We start from the raw sequence: 16534 nt of genomic DNA, 5'->3' as shown, positions 1-16534 counted from the left end.
CTATTTATAATCTCATGAACGCAAAGACGACAATTTCTCGACACTTCGCATTAGAAACCCGCAGGCTTCTGTGCGCAATCGCTCTGCTGTGCCTTTGCGGCCCGGCGAACTTCGCTCGCGCAGAGAATTTCACACTGCCTGAACAGCTTATCGGCGTCACCCAAGGGTTTCTTGAGTTCACAGTAGAAGACTATTTGGCAACCAACCAGATTGACGGGCGTCATGACATTCAGGTCAAGCAGCTCGACCCGCGTTTACGGATGGCTGCTTGCGACAAGGATTTGACAGCCAGCCTCGAAAGCCCGCGCCCGGTCGGCCGGGTGACTGTGCGCGTGCGCTGTGAGGGCTCATCGCCGTGGACGGTGTTCGTGCCCGCTCAGGTTCAGCTGTTTCGCAACGTGGTAACGGTGGTGCGCCCGCTCAAACGCGATGCCATCGTCACCGAACAGGACATCGCCATGCGCGAGCGCGATGTCAGCAGCCTGGGTCAGGGATTTCTGGCATCCCTTGATCAGGCCGTTGGCCAGAAGGTTGTCCGACAAATGGTCATCGATCAGGTGATCACCCCCGTGGCACTCGAACAGCCACAGATGGTTCACAAGGGCGATCAGGTGGTCATCATTGCCCGAACCGGCACGCTGGCGGTGCGGATGCCCGGCGAAGCGATGTCCGACGGTGGTTTCAACGAACAGATACGGGTGAAAAACCTCAATTCACAACGGGTGATAAAGGCCAATGTCACTGGCCCCGGACAGGTGGAAGTTGCCATGTGATGCATTGATGCTGGCGTAGCGCGTGCGTTTTTTCTAGACTGCGGTGAATGTCCGACGGTGGAAAGCATCTATTGAGAAGCTTTATCACAATCAGCCTAAAGTTTGATCGGGGTTGGCCGAAAACAAGGCAAGCGTCCAAACACCCAGAGGTTTTTCAATCATGGTCATAGATTTTAGCCGCCTTAACAATTCACAACTTGTCACCAGTACGTCACGTACCGGGGCCGGTAAAGACACCGCCAAAACCGATGCACCCGCACCTGCAGCCACCGCAGGCGTCAAAAGCACCGGGGAGACTTTTTCCTTGAGCAGTGAGGCTCAACAGTTGCAGAAAATCACGGACAAGCTGAACGATCTGCCAACCGTCAACAGTTCACGCGTCGCCGAGCTCAAGCAGGCCATCGCAGACGGTAGCTATAAAGTCGACAGCAATCGTGTTGCCAGCAAACTGTTGAATTTCGAAACCCAACGCTAAGCCACGGCTCGCGCTGGATATTCTGGACGCTTAAAAACCAGAGCATGCGATGCAAGACACTAATTTGCTGCAGATGATCACCGATGACATAGTTTCGACCCGACAGCTGCTCGAGCTGTTGCAGGCCGAATCCGTGATTCTTCATGGCCGCGACATGGGCGATATGGAACAGGTGCTGGCTCAAAAGCAAGCGCTGGTCATACTGCTCGATCAGCACGGTCGCAAGCGCAGCCAGTTACTGGCGGGCCTTGGTTTGCCAGCAAATCGCAACGGTCTTCAGCAACTGGCCAGCCAGTCGGATGTCGGTGAGCAATTGTTGACGGCAGGTGATGAACTGAATGCGTTGATCAATGAGTGCCAGGTTCTGAATGACCGGAACGGCAGCCTGATTCAGCTGCAACAGATCAGCACCGCCCATCAGCTTCGCATATTGAACGGCGGCGATACGCCAACACTCTATGACAGTCGGGGCTCGACTGCGCTCAGAGCAAGACCACGCCCCCTCAGTCAGGCGTAATTCCCTGTATCAAGGTATCGTGCGTAGTGGCAGAATGCCTGTTGTTGCGTTGCTGTAGTATTTTGCCTGGAGATTCAAGAACGTGAATGGCTCAAGCGCGGACGATGCTCCGCAGCCCCCGAAGGTCCTCAATACACCTTTGGAAATCGCCGCAAACCTGCGGTTGCTGGTCGAGAGTCATGATCCGCTGATCATTACCTTCAACGAGCGCGCCCAGCGTTTTCAGAGCTACCTCCTCGAAGTCGACCGTGACAGCAATACCATTGCGCTCGACGAAATGATCCCCCGTGACGGCGAACGTTTTATCGGCAATGGCGAATCCTACCGCGTCGAAGGCTTTCATGATGGCGTACGTATCGCTTGGGAAAGCGCTGCGCACATGGACATTATCGAGTCCGATGGCCAGCGTATGTACCGCGGCCCCATGCCCGAAGAAGTCATCTACCACCAGCGTCGCAATGCTTTTCGTGCTGCGCTGAAACTGGCTCAGCTGGTTGATGTCGAGATCGGCGGCGAACGCCTGAAATCAACGCTGACGGGCAAACTGCTGGATATTTCTGCCACCGGTTGCAAGTTGCGTTTCGAAGGCGATGTGTCTGACCGCATGCAGCTGGGTCAGGTGTACGATCGCTTCATCGCCAAACTGCCCTTTGGCGCCATGACGGCACCCGTCGAATTGCGCCATCTGCACTTCGAAGAACGATTCCATACCACGTTCGCCGGGGTACGCTTTCACAACATGAGCGGACTGGTGCAGCGTCAGGTCGAACGATTCGTCTACCAGCTGCAACGTGAAGCGCGCCGCTTCGACAAAGACGACGACTTCTGACAGTAGCGAACGTTTGCGAATGATTGCGGCAGCCGTGCCGCAATCCCCCACGCCTCTCCCTCTGTTACATCAGGCCTTCCAGGTCTCGCTCTCGCCCTCACGCTCTTCCTCGACGGCGTCAGCCCTGACCTCGGCCACCGACTCTGCCTGCGGCTGCATTTCCGGCTCTGGCTCTGGCTCTGGCTCTGCAACCTCCGGCTCGACGGTATTCTGCATCTGGTCCTGTACCACCTGTTCATCCACACGCGGATCGAGCGCCACCACCAACGGCGAACTGGACATGCTGTCCGGCATCGCAACGTGGTGCAGTGGTGCGTTCTCCACCTGGTGCAGGTGAGTAACGGCCTTTGGCCGGATCAACAGGACAAGAATCGCTGCAGCGCCGCAGACAAACACATACAGCATGTGGCCACCGAACACTTTCATGACCACACCCGCAGCCAGCGGGCCGATGCTCGCGCCGATCCCGTAGGTCATGAGCAGCATTGCCGTCAGCGACACGCGCCGCTCGGCCTCGACGTGGTCATTGGCAAATGCCACGGCCAGCGGATAGAGGCAGAACTGCATCAGCGACGCCAGGAAGCCGACGCCGAACAGCACCTCGACCGGCACGCTGGGGAACACTGCCAGCGGCAAGGACGCCACCACCAGCGCGGCTGCGAACACCCGCATCAGCACGGAGCGGTCATAGCGGTCCGACAGCAGGCCCAGGGGCCACTGCACCAGAAACCCGGCCAGAATGCAGCACCCCATGAACAGACCGACCTGCTCGGTGGACAGCCCCTGCTCGGCGGCATAGACCGGCGCCAGACCGTAAAACGAACCGATGATCAGCCCCGCACCCAGTACCGCCGTCAATGACTGCGGGACACGCTTCATGAAGAACCTCGGCTCCAGCGGTGCCGGGTGCAGGGGCGCCGGGTGGATGGCCCGGGTCATGGCAACAGGCACCAGACACAGAGCAAAACACAACGCCACCAGCATGAGCAGTTCAGGACCCAGTTGCGGGTGAACCACTAGCACCAGTTGGCCAAGCACCAGGCCCAGGTAGGAAGCGATCATGTAACCGCTGAACACCATGCCGCGCTGCTTGGCCTCGGCCTGTTCGTTGAGCCAGCTCTCGATGACCATGTATTGACACATCATGCCCAGGCCGACGATCACCCGCAGCACCAGCCAGGCGGGCAGCCAGCTGATCAGGCCATGCCCGAGCACCGCCGCGCCGACAATGCCGGCGCAGGTGGCATAGGCGCGAATATGACCGACACGGCCGATCAGGCGGTGACCGATCTTGCCGCCCAGCACCAGACCGAAGTAGTTGGCCGCCATCAAAGCACCGACCCACAGGCTGTCGACCTGATCAGCCGCCAGGCGCAGGGCCAGATAAGTACTCAGCAGGCCTGAGCCGATCAACATCATCAACGAGGCAAAATAAAGCGCTCGAAAGGATTTCCAGATTTGGCGCATCAACGTTCCAAAAATAGGGAGTCGCCCGAATGGACGAGCCCGATACTGCGATTCTTAAACCTGAGCAGCCAGAACGCGCCGTTCCCAGGGGGTGATCTCGTCGAAAAAACTGCTGAGTTCCAGAGCCTTCGACGCGATGTAGCCTTCGATGAATTCATGACCAAACAGTTCCTTGGCCAACTGACTGCTTTTCAGACGTTCAAGAGCGGCATGCAAGGTACAAGGAAGTGACAATTCTTCCGGCACCTCGATTTCACCCTGCATCGGCGCAGTCGGTTCAAGGCCTTGTTCGATACCGTACAGCCCGGCCGTCAGGCTCGCAGCGATGGCCAGATAAGGATTGGCGTCCGCGCCGGGCAGCCGATTCTCCACTCTTCTGGCCGCCGCCGCACTCGACGGAATACGTAGTCCGGCGGCGCGATTATCGTAGGACCAGCAGGCGTTGTTGGGCGAAGCATAGGGATGAAACAGGCGCTGATAAGAATTGACGTTGGGCGCGAACAAGGCCGTGAAGTCAGCCATGCAGGCTTGCTGACCGCCGATGAAGTGGCGGAAGGTGGCGGTCGCTTCGCCACCGGCATTGCTGAATACCGTTTGCCCGGAATCCGCGGCGACCACGCTCTGGTGGATGTGCATCGAGCTGCCCGCCGTGTGTGCCAGCGGCTTGGCCATGCAGACCACGACAAGCCCGTGCCTGAGCGCGACTTCCTTGAGCAGGTGCTTGAACAGAAAGGTCTGATCGGCCAGCCTCAACGGATCGCCATGCAGCAGGTTGATCTCGAACTGGCTGACCCCCATCTCATGCATCACGGTGTCACGCGGCAGGCCGAGTGCAGCCATGCACGCATAGACCTCGACGAAGAACGGCCGCAGGCCGTTATTGGAACTGACACTGAATGCCGAGTGCCCGGCCTCGCGTCGCCCATCCAGACCCACTGGCGGCATGAATGGCTGATGCGGATCGGGATTGGGCGCAAACACGAAAAACTCAAGCTCGGTCGCCACCACCGGCACCAGGCCCCGAGCGGCATAACGGGCGATAACGGCCTTCAACTGGCTGCGCGTCGATAACAGACAGGGCTCGCCATTCAGATCCACGGCATCGCAGATGGCCAATGCACGGGGCTGATCGCTCCAGGGCAGGCGGTGAATCTGCAGCGGATCACTGATTAACGCCAGGTCGCCGTCATCGCTGCCATAGAAACGCGCCGGTGGATAACCGCCCATGATGCATTGCAGCAGTACGCCGCGCGCCAGTTGCAGACGTCGCCCTTCGAGGAAGCCTTCGGCCGTCATGACCTTGCCGCGGGGCACGCCGTTCAAGTCGGGGGTTACACACTCCACTTCATCAATGCCCATCAATTGCTGCGCCAGCGAATGGGGGTCATTGCGTGTCATGGGTCAGTCCTTTGTCAGCAGCGCCATAAACGAGAAGCCAGCAGCTTAACGCTTAAAGCTCGCAGCTTGAAACTGTCCTCAAAGCACCGGATTGTGGAAAGGTGCGCCGGTCACTTCGATGAACTCCTTTCGGTAGTCCTCGTTTTCCGGATCGACCACAAGCGCCTGACGCAGAAACTCGACGCCTTCGGCCACATGCCCCAACTGACGGCTCAAGGCGCCGGCGAGGTGCAGCCGGGTGGCATCGAAAAAATTGAAGGAGAGCAGAATCTTGGTCAGCGTCAATGCGTTTTCCAGTTTGCCAGCCATCAGCAACTGATTGAACTGCGTGTTGAAATCGGCGACATCCTGCCACTTCTCTGCCGACAGCCCTTCTACCTTGCGCAGCACGAGGGTGTGGCCGTTGCCCACTTTCGAATCCGTCTCTTCCACGCACTCGATGTACCAGCAGCCCAGGCCTGACGAGTTAACGTAATTGACCGCGCGGATCATGCTCTGCAAGGAGAACACCTGATAGTGACCCCGCCACTCACCTTCGGCAACGGTGGTCATGTCGACCTTGTTTTCGAAGTCTTCGATCATCTGCGCCAGCGTCGTCAACCGACGCGCCCGGTCGGTTCGCGCGGCCGTGCGCTTGGGGAAGATGCAGAAGAACACGCCACCGTTCTTCAGCACCCGGAGAGCTTCGACATAGGCGGAAAACAGATTGGGAACGTGTTCGATGACATGCGAGCTGATGAGGTAATCAACCGACGAATCGTCAGTGTGAATGCATTGAAAGTCGCCGAGCATGTCGACTTTCGAGACATCGCCCGACACTTTCATCTGTTCCACGAAATACTGCTGGTAATCCTCCATGTCGCGAGGATGCAAGAACTCGACACCGTCGCACGGTGCGACATTCAGACAACTGGGGAGGTTGAACGCGTTGTGAGCCGCTGCTCCCAACTCTATACCGTGCCCCTGGCAGTACTTCCTAGCTAACAGCATCACCTACCCACCGCTCAACGTGATATTGGATACAGCCTGTCCGGGGTGTCGGCGCAACCAGGCAAAACTTTAACGGGCGCCGGCCCGCAGGCTGCGTCGGCCGGGCCATTGGCGCAAATATTGCAGCCCACGAAGCACGTACAATGATTTACGTCAGCGTAGCCCTGAACGCCGGGTCTGCGCGGATGCAAGCCATGAAAAATCAGGCTCATGCCCTAGAGAACAGAGGATCACCATGATCGATGGTCAAAAGGTTGGCTGCGGGATCGTTACGTATAACCGTCCGGCCCTGCTGAAAAAACTCTACGACTCACTGCCCACCGACGTCATCGACAGCATCGTCATCATCAACGATGGCGACATGCACCCTGAATTCTCTGCCTATGGCAGCGAAGAGTTTTTCAATAATGAACGCAACCTCGGCGTCGGAAAATCCAAGAACAGAGCGTTGTCCCGGTTGATGGACGCGGGGTGCGAGCATCTTTTCCTGATCGAAGACGACATCTACATCAAAAGCCCTGAAGTGTTCGAGCTGTATGTCCTGACCTCGACACTGACCGGTATTCAGCACCTCAATTACAGCCAGCACGGTTTGATGAACAAGACGCCGACCGGCGAAGCCAACGCCGTGTGCAAGATCGATTACGGCAACGGTATCAACCTGCCTTTGTACCGACATTGCGTCGGGGCGTTTTCCTACTATTCCCGGCGCAGCCTGGAAGCGGCCGGGTTGATGGATGAGGCGTATCACAACGCGTTCGAGCACGTCGATCACACCCTGGCCATCATCAATCAGAACATGCACCCGCCGTTCTGGTTTTTTGCCGACATCGACAACTCGGAGCTTTACCTCGGAGACGAGCCCTGGACGCTGGAAACATCAACGATTTCGTCCAACACCCAGCACCGGAAAAACGCCCTCGAAGCCATTGAACACTTCACGCTCAAGCATGGCTGCTCGCCGATTCATCACCCACTCGCCTCCAATCAGGAGCTGATGGACAGCCTCAACAGCATCAAGCAGAACTTCGGGCTGAACATCTGAGAAACCATTGGCACGCCGCAAACCGGCTCAGTGATTGCGCAGGCAGCCACACTGAACCGGGATCGTGTCGATGAACTACCGTCTGGGATTCAGGGCAGTATCATGCTGAACAGAGCACCGCCCAGAACGCCACCGTTGGCAATCTCGATACGGCCCTGCAAACCGTTGCGCACGTGCAGTCGGGCAATGTGCGCCGCAAAATACAGGCCCAGCCCGGTGCTGCCGCTGCCCTGATTGATCCCCTGCACGTAGTCGGTCTGCTGCTCGATCAGGTAAGCCGGATAGCCGGGGCCGTCGTCGTTCACCGTGATCTTCAGTTGACCGTCCTCGTCAGACACGCTGACAAAAATCTGCTCGCGGGCAAAACCGGTGGCATTGACGATGATATTGCCCACCACCGAACCCACCAGTTCGCGGTCGAAAAAGCCTAACGGACTCCCGACATCAAGGGCATAGCGAGCGGCAATGCCACGGCTGCTCAGCACTTCCTGGTGATGAGCCAGTTGCGCTTCGATGAAGTCATCCAGCTCGTGATAATCCGGGCGCAGCGGCATCTGGTTGACGCCGAGTTTGTACAAGCCCAGCAACTGCACCAGCATGCCGTTCAGGTTGGCGAACTCGTACTCGATCACCCCATGTTCGGGCGTGTCGCGCTGCTGGGCGGAAAGCCTGGCCAGCCATTCGCTGTGCGCCTGGGTCAGGGTCGCCAGCGAATTTTTCATGTCATGCACGGTGGAGGCAATCACCATGGAAAAATCCAGCCCCTGCTCCCTTTCTTCACTCATGCGCCAAACGCCCTCTCCCTGAGTTTCTGATAACGCTCGAAGCGCGGATCGCTGTCCGGGATCTTGCCGACCATCGTCAGGCTGGCACGGCACTCGTCCAGCCCGGCCTGCCCCAGGTTCTGACCGGGATGAAGCAGCGACTGCGCCATGTTGAGCGCAATACTGAGGTTCTTCGGCTGCAAGGCCAGCGCACTGCGGAAAAACGCCTGGGCTTCGGTCAGGTTGCCCGCCTTGTAGCTGCGCACGCCTTGCAGGTTCAGATCGCTGGCCGCCTTGTTGGCGCCCAGAATGGCAGGATCGTCGGTCATGCTGGCCACGCTTTTCATCACCGCCGGATCGTCGCCATAGACTTGCGCACAGCTCATCAAGACACCGGCACCCGCCTCTTCCTGACCCAGTTGCTTGAGCTGGGCGGCCACCATCAAGGCGGCATCGGCGCTGAGAAACAGCTCCGATCCATCGAGCCGGGCCATTGCCTGCTCGGTGAGTTTAGCGGCGGCTTCCGGGTCCGAGTGTTGCAGGCTGGAGGCCTTCATCAAGCGCGTACGCACTTGCAGACCTTCGTCATTGCTGTGCTCTTTAGCGACGTCACCCAAGGCATTGTTGATCTCGACACGGGTTCGCGCATCAAGCCCCTGCTCGCCGCCTTTGCTGATCAGGGCATGTGCCAGCCCAAGATTGGTCTCGGGGTCTTTGAAACGTGAATGCTGCCCTTGGGAAACCGCCTGACGATAGGCCTTGGAAGCACTCTCGAAGTCTTCGTTGCCCAGTGCCAGCTTGCCCAGCAGCCGTTGCCGGCGAACCGCCAGCGGCGACAGACGCACCGCGTTTTCCAGCACCGTCTGAGCCCGTTTGGCATCACCGAGGGCCACCAGCACGTCAGCCAGCCCGTCGTACAGCGCGGGCATGATCGGAAAGGCTTTGATGGCCTGCTCGTAAACAGCCTGCGCCTCGGCAGCCTTGCCGCGTTTCAGCAACAGGCTGCCCAGCGCGCCATACGCCCAAGGCGTGGCGCGGTCGGCCAGAATGCTTTTGAGGAAGGTTTCCAACGGCTCGTGCTGCTTCAGGTCGCGCAGGGCCTCGGCCTTGTGGCGCAGGCACAAGGGCGCATAACGCGGGTCCTGCTTGATCAATGCGTCGCAAGCGGCCAGCACCTCTGCCGGGTTACGACGGTCGAGCGCCTGCAGAATCGGCTTGAGCAGCGTCTTGCGCTGCACGAGCTTTTCAAGACGCTGAGCCAGCCCGGCCCGATTGAACGGCTTGGTCAGGTAGCCGTCCGGCTCCCACTCCAACGCACTCATGACCATTGCCTGACTGTTTTCGGCAGTGACCATGATGAAAACGCTTTCGTGACTCAGCAGCCGCTCGACCATCAGGTCTTCAAGCACCTGTTGACCGTTCTTGCGACCATCGCCAAGGTTGAAGTCATGCAGCACGAAGTCGTAGCGCTTTTGCGCACACATGCGCAGTGCTTCTTCACCGGTGTCGGCGGTATCCACTTCCTTGACGCCCAGTTCACGCAGCATCGACCTGACTGAACTGCGAAAGTCAGAGAAGTCATCAACGATAAGAAAGCTTTTTTGGTTGTACGCCAGCATCCGGATTCCTGCACAGGAGAGGGTGAAATATGAGACCCGTGCCTGAGAGCGACTCAGACCCGGCTCAGCAGCCCGTTTTTCAGGACACGCTTGATAACTGATAGCCAGGTGCCAGGCATCGCCTGCTTTCATCACCCGCACAGCGGTATCGGGTGAACGGCACCACTCAGTTTTTCGACCATCCAGGCAGAAACTGTAGAACGAACATCAACTTCGCACCTCATCGGCGCTAGCATTCAATGCAGACATTGCGAACTGGATCGAACAGGCGCAGGGATGAAGAAGGTTAAAGGCCGATTGAAGGTGCCTTTGAGTGTCGCATGCCAGCGCCAGGCGCTGGCATGCAGAACGCAAGCCGACTCAGACCCAGCCGTCGTTTTTCTTGCGGCCTTTGGTCAGGGCCGGAAGGATCAGGCCGACCAGCAGGCCTGCACCGGCAATGCTGCCGCCATAGACCATGTAACGCATCATGACCTGCTTGTTTTCATCGCCGAGTCGCGCCTGCGTGGCACGCAATTCAGCCTGGGAGTCAGCCAGTTGATCGTTGAGGGTCTTGGTCCGCGCTTCCAGTTCATCGACCAGCTTCTTGCGCGCATCCAGCGTCTCTTGCATGCCTTGCACGCGGGTCTTCCAGGTGTTGTCGATGCCGGCCAGTTGCTCGGTCAGTTCGGCAACCTGCTGGGTCAGCTGTGGCACGCGCTCGGCCTGTCCGGGGACTTCCTGCAGGTCGCTGGTGGGAATCCACACGGTAGAGCCGGCCTCGCCACGCACCTGGCTGAACTTGCCCGAGGTGGTGAGCAACTCGACTTTCTGCCCGGATTTCAGCGTACCGACGATGCGATGGTCATCCGTCGGCCCGCTGCGTACGTAAGTGGTGAGGCTGTCACTGACCCAGCGGTCGTTGTTGGCCGCCTGGGCAGTGCCAGGCACGATGACGCTCAACACGGCGCCGAGCAGACCTGCGCCGAGCAGGCGACGCGGCACGGTGAACAGGCCAGGGGCACGGAAGAGAAGTGCAGAAAGGTGACGAGACATGGCGATAATTATCTTTATCTGGAATGAAAATAAAGCCTCGTTGAACGGGCCGGCTTGCGATGGTGCGGCAGGCGACGATAGGTTTTGCAACTCCTGCCCGGACGGGTTGTCTGCCAATCAGACGCGTTGAAAAGCGCCTGACGATCCCTTCAATGAAGCCCGTCCGAAAAGTCCATCAGCTAACAGACCCTTTGAAATGGGTCAGGTTCACTGTCGCCCTGCGTCCGCGTCAAAATTCAGCCGCACGGTCATGTGAGCAAGTGCCTGCTTTCAAACGAATTCAACCCCGTGATGATTGATCTCCGACGTTTGCTTTCCAGCCCAAGTGCTGTAGAAAAGGCCTGACAGGCGTGAACGTCCTCGATGCTCACCATCCTGATGCTCGACTGCATCGCTCTAATGGAAAATAGAATGCTCCCAAGACAAGTGATTAACGCCACCGTAAGCCCGAAAGGCAGCCTTGAAACCCTGTCGCAACGTGAAGTGCAGCAACTCAGCGCTGCCGGCTCTGGCAGTACCTACACCCTGTTTCGCCAGTGCGCCCTGGCCATTCTCAATACCGGCGCCCACGTCGATAACGCCAAGACCATTCTTGAAGCGTACGAGAGCTTTGAAGTGCGCATTCATCAACAGGATCGCGGTGTGCGGCTGGAGCTGCTCAACGCTCCAGCCGATGCGTTCGTCGATGGCGAAATGATCGCCAGCACCCGCGAGATGCTGTTCAGCGCCTTGCGCGACATCGTCTACACCGAAAGCGAACTGGACAGCCAGCGCATCGATCTGAGCAATTCTCAGGGCATCACCGATTACGTGTTCCACCTGCTGCGCAACGCCCGCACGCTGCGTGCCGGTGTCGAGCCGAAGATGGTGGTGTGCTGGGGTGGCCACTCGATTAACACCGAAGAATACAAATACACCAAGAAAGTCGGCCATGAACTGGGCCTGCGCAGCCTGGACATCTGCACCGGCTGCGGCCCCGGCGTCATGAAAGGCCCGATGAAGGGCGCCACCATTGCCCACGCCAAGCAGCGCATCGTCGGCGGTCGTTACCTGGGCCTGACCGAGCCGGGCATCATCGCTGCCGAGGCGCCAAACCCGATCGTCAACGAACTGGTGATTCTGCCGGACATCGAAAAACGTCTCGAGGCGTTCGTGCGTGTCGGCCACGGCATCATCATTTTCCCGGGTGGCGCGGGCACTGCCGAAGAGTTCCTGTACCTGCTGGGCATTCTGATGCACCCGGACAACAAGGACGTGCCGTTCCCGGTGATCCTGACCGGCCCGAAAAACACCGAACCGTACCTGCAACAACTGCACGCGTTCGTGGGTGCCACGCTGGGTGAAGAAGCACAGCGTCATTACCAGATCATCATCGACAACCCGGCAGACGTCGCCCGGCAGATGACTCAGGGCCTGAAGGAAGTGAAACAGTTCCGCCGCGAGCGCAACGATGCGTTTCACTTCAACTGGCTGCTGAAGATCGAAGAAAGCTTCCAGCACCCGTTCGATCCGACCCACGAGAACATGGCGAAACTGCAACTTAACCACGACGTGCCGACGCACGAACTGGCCGCCAACCTGCGTCGGGCGTTTTCCGGCATTGTCGCCGGCAACGTCAAGGACAAGGGCATTCGCCTGATCGAAGAGCACGGCCCTTATCAGATCCAGGGCGACCCTTCGATCATGGGGCCTCTGGACAAGCTGTTGCAGGCGTTCGTCGATCAGCACCGGATGAAATTGCCGGGTGGCGCGGCCTATGTGCCGTGCTATCAGGTCGTAGCCTGATCCCACAGCGATAACCGGCAGGCAAACGGGGCGTTCTTGAGCGCCCCGTTTCTATTTGTGCTGACGAAATTCCCGAGGCGACTGCCCGGTAGCGCGTTTGAAAAAGCGCGAAAAATAAGCCGGCTCGGAAAACCCCAGGCTGTCGGACACCTGATTGATGGTCATGGTGGTGTAAATCAGATTGCGCTTGGCCTCCAGTAACAGTCGCTGGCTGATGATCTGCAACGCCGACTGGTTGCACAGACGCCGACACAGCGCGTTCAGATGCGCCGCGCTGAGGCCCATCGCCTGTGCGTGCTGATCGATGGACCAGTGTTCGCGAAAACTCGTTTCCAGTTGATGCATGAAGGCCTGTAGATGCTCGCGTCCGCGGTCCATCGCCTGAACTTCTTCGCCTGCGTGTGCGCTGCTGCGCCGACTGAGCCAGACCGCCAGCACATTGATCAACGAGTGCAGCATCAGGTCGCGGCCCGCCCTGGGTTGCCGGTACTCGCGAGCAATGGCGCTGAACAGCGTGTCCACGTAGTGGCTGTCGGCCCCCAGTGTGTAACAACGCGCCGTACTCATCGCCGAAATGTCGAGCGCCGCCTCCAGTTGCTCCACCAGCGGCCTCGCCAGGCTGAGAATGTGGCCCTGAATGTCTTCGGCGAACCTGAACGTGTGAACGCTCAAGGCCGGCACCACCTGCAATGACGGCGTCTCGACCTCGCTGACGCTGTCTTCGACCTTCAGCCTCGCCTTGCCCGATTGCACATACAGCAACTGAACCAGATCGCCATGCCGATGCGGCTTGATCTCCCATTCGTGCATCTTGCTGCGCTCGGGGATCGACTCGCAGTGGATCAGGTCCGGCGTCGGCCAGGCCGTGGTTTCTCCGTAGAGCTTGAACACCGGTATGGCGGTGACAGCCGTTCTGACCATGTTGCCCTCCCCCGTCCGGACCCTCGAAAAGTCCAGATAATGCGCTGGATATTGCCTTCTTATCTCGACGCCATCCATTAAAAATGCAGGAGACAACAATAATCGTATCTCGCTGGTCACGGCTGGCAGGGATCACCAGAGAGGGCACCCGTCATGAAAACCCAAGTCGCCATTATCGGTGCAGGCCCTTCCGGGCTGCTGTTGGGCCAGTTGCTTCAGCGTGCCGGCATCGACAACGTGATCGTCGAGCGCAAGGACCCCGACTACATCCTTTCGCGCATCCGCGCAGGCGTGCTTGAACAAGGCATGGTTGATTTGCTGCGAGAGGCCGGCGTGAGTGAACGCATGGACGCCGAGGGGCTGATTCACGATGGGTTCGAACTGGCCTTTGACGGTCGCTGTGAACGCATCGACCTGAAAAGCCTCGCCGATGGCAAGACCGTGATGGTCTACGGTCAGACCGAAGTCACCCGGGACCTGATGGCCGCCCGCGCGGCCATCGGCGCAATGACCGTCTATGACGCCTCGGACGTCAACGTACACGACCCAAAAACCGACAGCCCTTACCTGACGTTCGTGAAAGACGGCGAAACCGTGCGCCTGGACTGCGATTACATCGCCGGCTGCGACGGTTTTCATGGTGTGTCCCGGCAGTCGATCCCGGCCGAAACACTGAAGGTTTTCGAGCGCGTCTATCCGTTTGGCTGGCTCGGCGTACTGGCCGACACACCGCCGGTCAACGAAGAGCTGGTCTACGCCAATCACCCGCGCGGCTTCGCCCTGTGCAGCATGCGCTCGGCGGTTCGCACCCGGTATTACGTACAGGTCAGCGCCAACGAGAAGGTCGAAGACTGGTCGGACGAGCGCTTCTGGAGCGAACTCAAATCCCGGTTGCCCGAGCATCTGGCGGGCCGCCTGGTGACAGGCCCGTCCATCGAGAAAAGCATCGCGCCATTACGCAGTTTCGTAGTGGAGCCCATGCAGTACGGTCGCCTGTTCCTGCTCGGCGACGCCGCACACATCGTCCCGCCCACCGGCGCCAAAGGCCTGAACCTGGCGGCCAGTGACGTCAGCACGCTGTACCGGATACTGCTCAAGGTCTACCGCGAAGGCCGCACCGACCTGCTGGAAAAATACTCGCAGATCTGCCTGCGCCGGGTGTGGAAAGCCGAACGGTTCTCCTGGTGGATGACCTCGGTCCTGCACAACTTCCCCGACACCGACGCGTTCAGCCAGCGCATTCAGCAGACCGAACTGGATTACTACGTAGGTTCAGAGGCCGGGCGCAGGACGATTGCAGAGAATTATGTGGGTTTGCCGTATGAGGCGATTGAGTAGGGCATTAATGACTGAGGGCACGTGCTGCTGCAATCAGATGTTGATGCCTGCCCTGCCGACACCCTTAATATGGCTACGCTGAATCAGTGTGCGCAATGCTGCGTTCAGGCTCTACTGGCAGTGAATAAACATTCCGATGCTGACGCGCGCACGAGCCTGTTGAACCACCGCATCACCGATGCGTCGCCACGATTAAGAACGGCCCACGCTAAACAGCGGGCGGTCAGGTCATTCATCAATGACCTGACTCAAACTATCGAGCTGTGCTTGATCAGCACATCACACTGCCTGACTTACCGGGAATAAGCAGTCGTGCCCGAATACGCTCTGACGGCAGAAGTCGTGTTCACATGCCTGATGCGGTAAGTACCAAAGCCGCCGAACTCCAGATAGGAGGCTTTCCCTGTCAACGTACTTTGAGCCACTTGCACCCATCCCGAGCCTGATTGCTTGTCAATATACAACGCTGGCGCAGAACCCGTACCTAGCGCAGCTGCGGTCGAAGAAATATTCGCACTGCTGCAGCCTGAGGCAGAGGTGATCTGAAAAGGACCATAGGCCACTATTTCAGAATTGGCAGCGATGGTGCCGCTGTAGGTGTTTTTGATATTCAAGCATACGGCTGATGCTTGAAGTGAAAACAGAGACATTGCTACGAACGGCAGAATCAAAATACGCTTCATAAGTCTTCCTGACTTTAACACTACAGTAATATATAGTTCACGGCGCTTTCTCGGCACACGTACGAGATTGCAGCCTGCGTCTTAAAACGAAAAGGGTGAGCGACGACTCTATGGCCCCATCCTTCACCTCCGTTAAGATTTTCAGAAAACAAGACACGCCATCGATCAATCAACAGCACGGTGAGAAAATAGAAAACGACAGAGTGAGCAATCGATAAAACGTTTAAGGGGGGCGGGCATGAGACAGGCTACATCAAACGATGTGCAAATGAGCATCACTGTAGCAAGAGTTAACCGAGGCATAAAAACCCTACCGTCCATGTAGTCACGCAAGTAACATTAAGTCCTTAAAGTATTTATGCCTGCGCAAGACAACGATGTCAATACAATATTTTCGTGATGCATTGCCACTTGCTGGATGCGAGATCACCCCACCCTCTTTAGCGGATTGGCAGAAAACAGAAGTGTTTGCAGCCGCCTCAAAATACGTGCTGATTGAAGTTTTTTGGCGTGAACCTCAAGCTTTCAGACATGCCACCAGGCTCTGTGCGACGCCGGTGGACGAGAATCCTTGATGCGCAAAATTCTGCGCATCAAATGGTCGGGTAAAACGGGTAAAGGCATACACCTCAAGCTCTCCAGCAGACAAACAAAAGCTTGCGCACATGCGTATGGAACTGCGCGCTATTTCACGATTCCTGGTTAAAAAACTGTCTACACACCTTGCCTTATACGGCTATCTATCTGTTTTTAAACAATAAAAATATTTTCGGCACACATTTTGGAATGCAGTTCTGCATAAGGCGGGTGAATGGCCCGTTGCTGCGCAGAGAATTTCCCGCATGACCGATAAAAACGGCACCCATCAACAACGACGTGCTGCACGCTTCCCCAA

15 protein-coding genes are annotated in these 16534 nt (G+C 58.0%); 7 read left to right on the top strand and 8 right to left on the bottom strand.

The features are described 5' to 3' along the window. Positions 1 to 14 precede the first annotated feature (14 nt). From flgA to BW686_RS14975, 4 genes are all read left to right on the top strand, one after another. On the top strand, positions 15 to 773 hold the full coding sequence (gene flgA / locus BW686_RS14990; protein WP_084918125.1) for a flagellar basal body P-ring formation chaperone FlgA: 759 nt from the start codon (positions 15 to 17) through the stop codon (positions 771 to 773). A gap of 160 nt (positions 774 to 933) precedes the next feature. Then, a complete protein-coding gene (flgM, locus tag BW686_RS14985; protein WP_084918122.1) occupies positions 934 to 1248 on the top strand; it encodes a flagellar biosynthesis anti-sigma factor FlgM in 315 nt (104 codons plus the stop codon). Between the two features lie 49 nt (positions 1249 to 1297). Beyond that, the gene (locus BW686_RS14980; RefSeq protein ID WP_084918120.1) at positions 1298 to 1765 is read left to right on the top strand and encodes a flagella synthesis protein FlgN; all 468 of its coding nucleotides are present in this window, start codon (positions 1298 to 1300) and stop codon (positions 1763 to 1765) included. An 82-nt stretch (positions 1766 to 1847) separates the two neighbouring features. Continuing rightward, the gene (locus tag BW686_RS14975) at positions 1848 to 2594 is read left to right on the top strand and encodes a flagellar brake protein (protein ID WP_084918118.1); all 747 of its coding nucleotides are present in this window, start codon (positions 1848 to 1850) and stop codon (positions 2592 to 2594) included. Positions 2595 to 2663: 69 nt separating this feature from the next. Here the strand turns inward: BW686_RS14975 and BW686_RS14970 are convergent, their stop codons facing one another. The 3 genes from BW686_RS14970 to BW686_RS14960 all read right to left on the bottom strand — a co-directional run bounded on the left by BW686_RS14970 (position 2664) and on the right by BW686_RS14960 (position 6449). After that, positions 2664 to 4061 carry an MFS transporter gene (locus tag BW686_RS14970; RefSeq protein ID WP_084918115.1) on the bottom strand — a complete coding sequence of 466 codons (1398 nt, stop codon included), beginning with the start codon at positions 4059 to 4061 and terminating at the stop codon, positions 2664 to 2666. A 54-nt stretch (positions 4062 to 4115) separates the two neighbouring features. Continuing rightward, entirely contained in the window at positions 4116 to 5357 is a 1242-nt protein-coding gene (locus BW686_RS14965; protein ID WP_179149287.1) for a glutamine synthetase family protein, read from the bottom strand. A gap of 180 nt (positions 5358 to 5537) precedes the next feature. Further along, positions 5538 to 6449 carry a class I SAM-dependent methyltransferase gene (locus BW686_RS14960; RefSeq protein ID WP_084918110.1) on the bottom strand — a complete coding sequence of 304 codons (912 nt, stop codon included), beginning with the start codon at positions 6447 to 6449 and terminating at the stop codon, positions 5538 to 5540. A gap of 235 nt (positions 6450 to 6684) precedes the next feature. Here BW686_RS14960 and BW686_RS14955 point away from each other — a divergent pair, with 235 nt between their 5' ends. Continuing rightward, positions 6685 to 7494: a glycosyltransferase family 2 protein gene (locus BW686_RS14955; RefSeq protein WP_084918108.1), complete on the top strand. Its 810-nt coding sequence runs from the start codon at positions 6685 to 6687 to the stop codon at positions 7492 to 7494. An 89-nt stretch (positions 7495 to 7583) separates the two neighbouring features. Here the strand turns inward: BW686_RS14955 and BW686_RS14950 are convergent, their stop codons facing one another. The 3 genes from BW686_RS14950 to BW686_RS14940 all read right to left on the bottom strand — a co-directional run bounded on the left by BW686_RS14950 (position 7584) and on the right by BW686_RS14940 (position 10912). After that, on the bottom strand, positions 7584 to 8279 hold the full coding sequence (locus BW686_RS14950) for a sensor histidine kinase (RefSeq protein ID WP_084918106.1): 696 nt from the start codon (positions 8277 to 8279) through the stop codon (positions 7584 to 7586). Then, complete coding sequence (locus tag BW686_RS14945; protein ID WP_084918104.1) at positions 8276 to 9877, bottom strand: tetratricopeptide repeat-containing response regulator; 1602 nt, start codon at positions 9875 to 9877, stop codon at positions 8276 to 8278. Before BW686_RS14945 ends, BW686_RS14950 begins: the two co-directional genes overlap by 4 nt. A 360-nt stretch (positions 9878 to 10237) precedes the next feature. Further along, positions 10238 to 10912: a TIGR04211 family SH3 domain-containing protein gene (locus BW686_RS14940; RefSeq protein ID WP_084918101.1), complete on the bottom strand. Its 675-nt coding sequence runs from the start codon at positions 10910 to 10912 to the stop codon at positions 10238 to 10240. Positions 10913 to 11323: 411 nt separating this feature from the next. On the opposite strand from BW686_RS14940, the gene ppnN reads away from it, so the two are divergent. Continuing rightward, positions 11324 to 12697, top strand: a complete 1374-nt coding sequence (gene ppnN, locus BW686_RS14935) for a nucleotide 5'-monophosphate nucleosidase PpnN (protein WP_005771604.1) — start codon at positions 11324 to 11326, stop codon at positions 12695 to 12697. Between the two features lie 51 nt (positions 12698 to 12748). Here the strand turns inward: ppnN and BW686_RS14930 are convergent, their stop codons facing one another. Continuing rightward, a complete protein-coding gene (locus tag BW686_RS14930) occupies positions 12749 to 13618 on the bottom strand; it encodes a helix-turn-helix domain-containing protein (protein WP_084918099.1) in 870 nt (289 codons plus the stop codon). Between the two features lie 153 nt (positions 13619 to 13771). Here BW686_RS14930 and pobA point away from each other — a divergent pair, with 153 nt between their 5' ends. Continuing rightward, on the top strand, positions 13772 to 14956 hold the full coding sequence (gene pobA / locus BW686_RS14925; protein ID WP_084918097.1) for a 4-hydroxybenzoate 3-monooxygenase: 1185 nt from the start codon (positions 13772 to 13774) through the stop codon (positions 14954 to 14956). A 293-nt stretch (positions 14957 to 15249) separates the two neighbouring features. On the opposite strand, the gene BW686_RS14920 is transcribed toward pobA, so the two are convergent. After that, a complete protein-coding gene (locus BW686_RS14920; protein WP_084918095.1) occupies positions 15250 to 15639 on the bottom strand; it encodes a hypothetical protein in 390 nt (129 codons plus the stop codon). Positions 15640 to 16534 lie beyond the last annotated feature (895 nt).

It is taken from the genome of Pseudomonas syringae, from assembly GCF_002157375.1.
Classification (GTDB): Bacteria; Pseudomonadota; Gammaproteobacteria; order Pseudomonadales; family Pseudomonadaceae; genus Aquipseudomonas; species Aquipseudomonas syringae_T.
The sequence above is the reverse complement of the archived record's forward strand: the minus strand, read 5'-3'. Positions and strand labels throughout refer to the sequence as shown.

Bases quoted from the DNA above. Each gene is read 5' to 3' on its own strand.
- flgA (WP_084918125.1), top strand. From the start codon at position 15: ATGAACGCAAAGACGACAATTTCTCGACACTTCGCATTAGAAACCCGC.
- flgM (WP_084918122.1), top strand. From the start codon at position 934: ATGGTCATAGATTTTAGCCGCCTTAACAATTCACAACTTGTCACCAGT.
- BW686_RS14980 (WP_084918120.1), top strand. From the start codon at position 1,298: ATGCAAGACACTAATTTGCTGCAGATGATCACCGATGACATAGTTTCG.
- BW686_RS14970 (WP_084918115.1), bottom strand. From the start codon at position 4,061: ATGCGCCAAATCTGGAAATCCTTTCGAGCGCTTTATTTTGCCTCGTTG.
- BW686_RS14965 (WP_179149287.1), bottom strand. From the start codon at position 5,357: ATGACGGCCGAAGGCTTCCTCGAAGGGCGACGTCTGCAACTGGCGCGC.
- BW686_RS14960 (WP_084918110.1), bottom strand. From the start codon at position 6,449: ATGCTGTTAGCTAGGAAGTACTGCCAGGGGCACGGTATAGAGTTGGGA.
- BW686_RS14955 (WP_084918108.1), top strand. From the start codon at position 6,685: ATGATCGATGGTCAAAAGGTTGGCTGCGGGATCGTTACGTATAACCGT.
- BW686_RS14950 (WP_084918106.1), bottom strand. From the start codon at position 8,279: ATGAGTGAAGAAAGGGAGCAGGGGCTGGATTTTTCCATGGTGATTGCC.
- BW686_RS14945 (WP_084918104.1), bottom strand. From the start codon at position 9,877: ATGCTGGCGTACAACCAAAAAAGCTTTCTTATCGTTGATGACTTCTCT.
- BW686_RS14940 (WP_084918101.1), bottom strand. From the start codon at position 10,912: ATGTCTCGTCACCTTTCTGCACTTCTCTTCCGTGCCCCTGGCCTGTTC.
- ppnN (WP_005771604.1), top strand. From the start codon at position 11,324: ATGCTCCCAAGACAAGTGATTAACGCCACCGTAAGCCCGAAAGGCAGC.
- BW686_RS14930 (WP_084918099.1), bottom strand. From the start codon at position 13,618: ATGGTCAGAACGGCTGTCACCGCCATACCGGTGTTCAAGCTCTACGGA.
- pobA (WP_084918097.1), top strand. From the start codon at position 13,772: ATGAAAACCCAAGTCGCCATTATCGGTGCAGGCCCTTCCGGGCTGCTG.
- BW686_RS14920 (WP_084918095.1), bottom strand. From the start codon at position 15,639: ATGAAGCGTATTTTGATTCTGCCGTTCGTAGCAATGTCTCTGTTTTCA.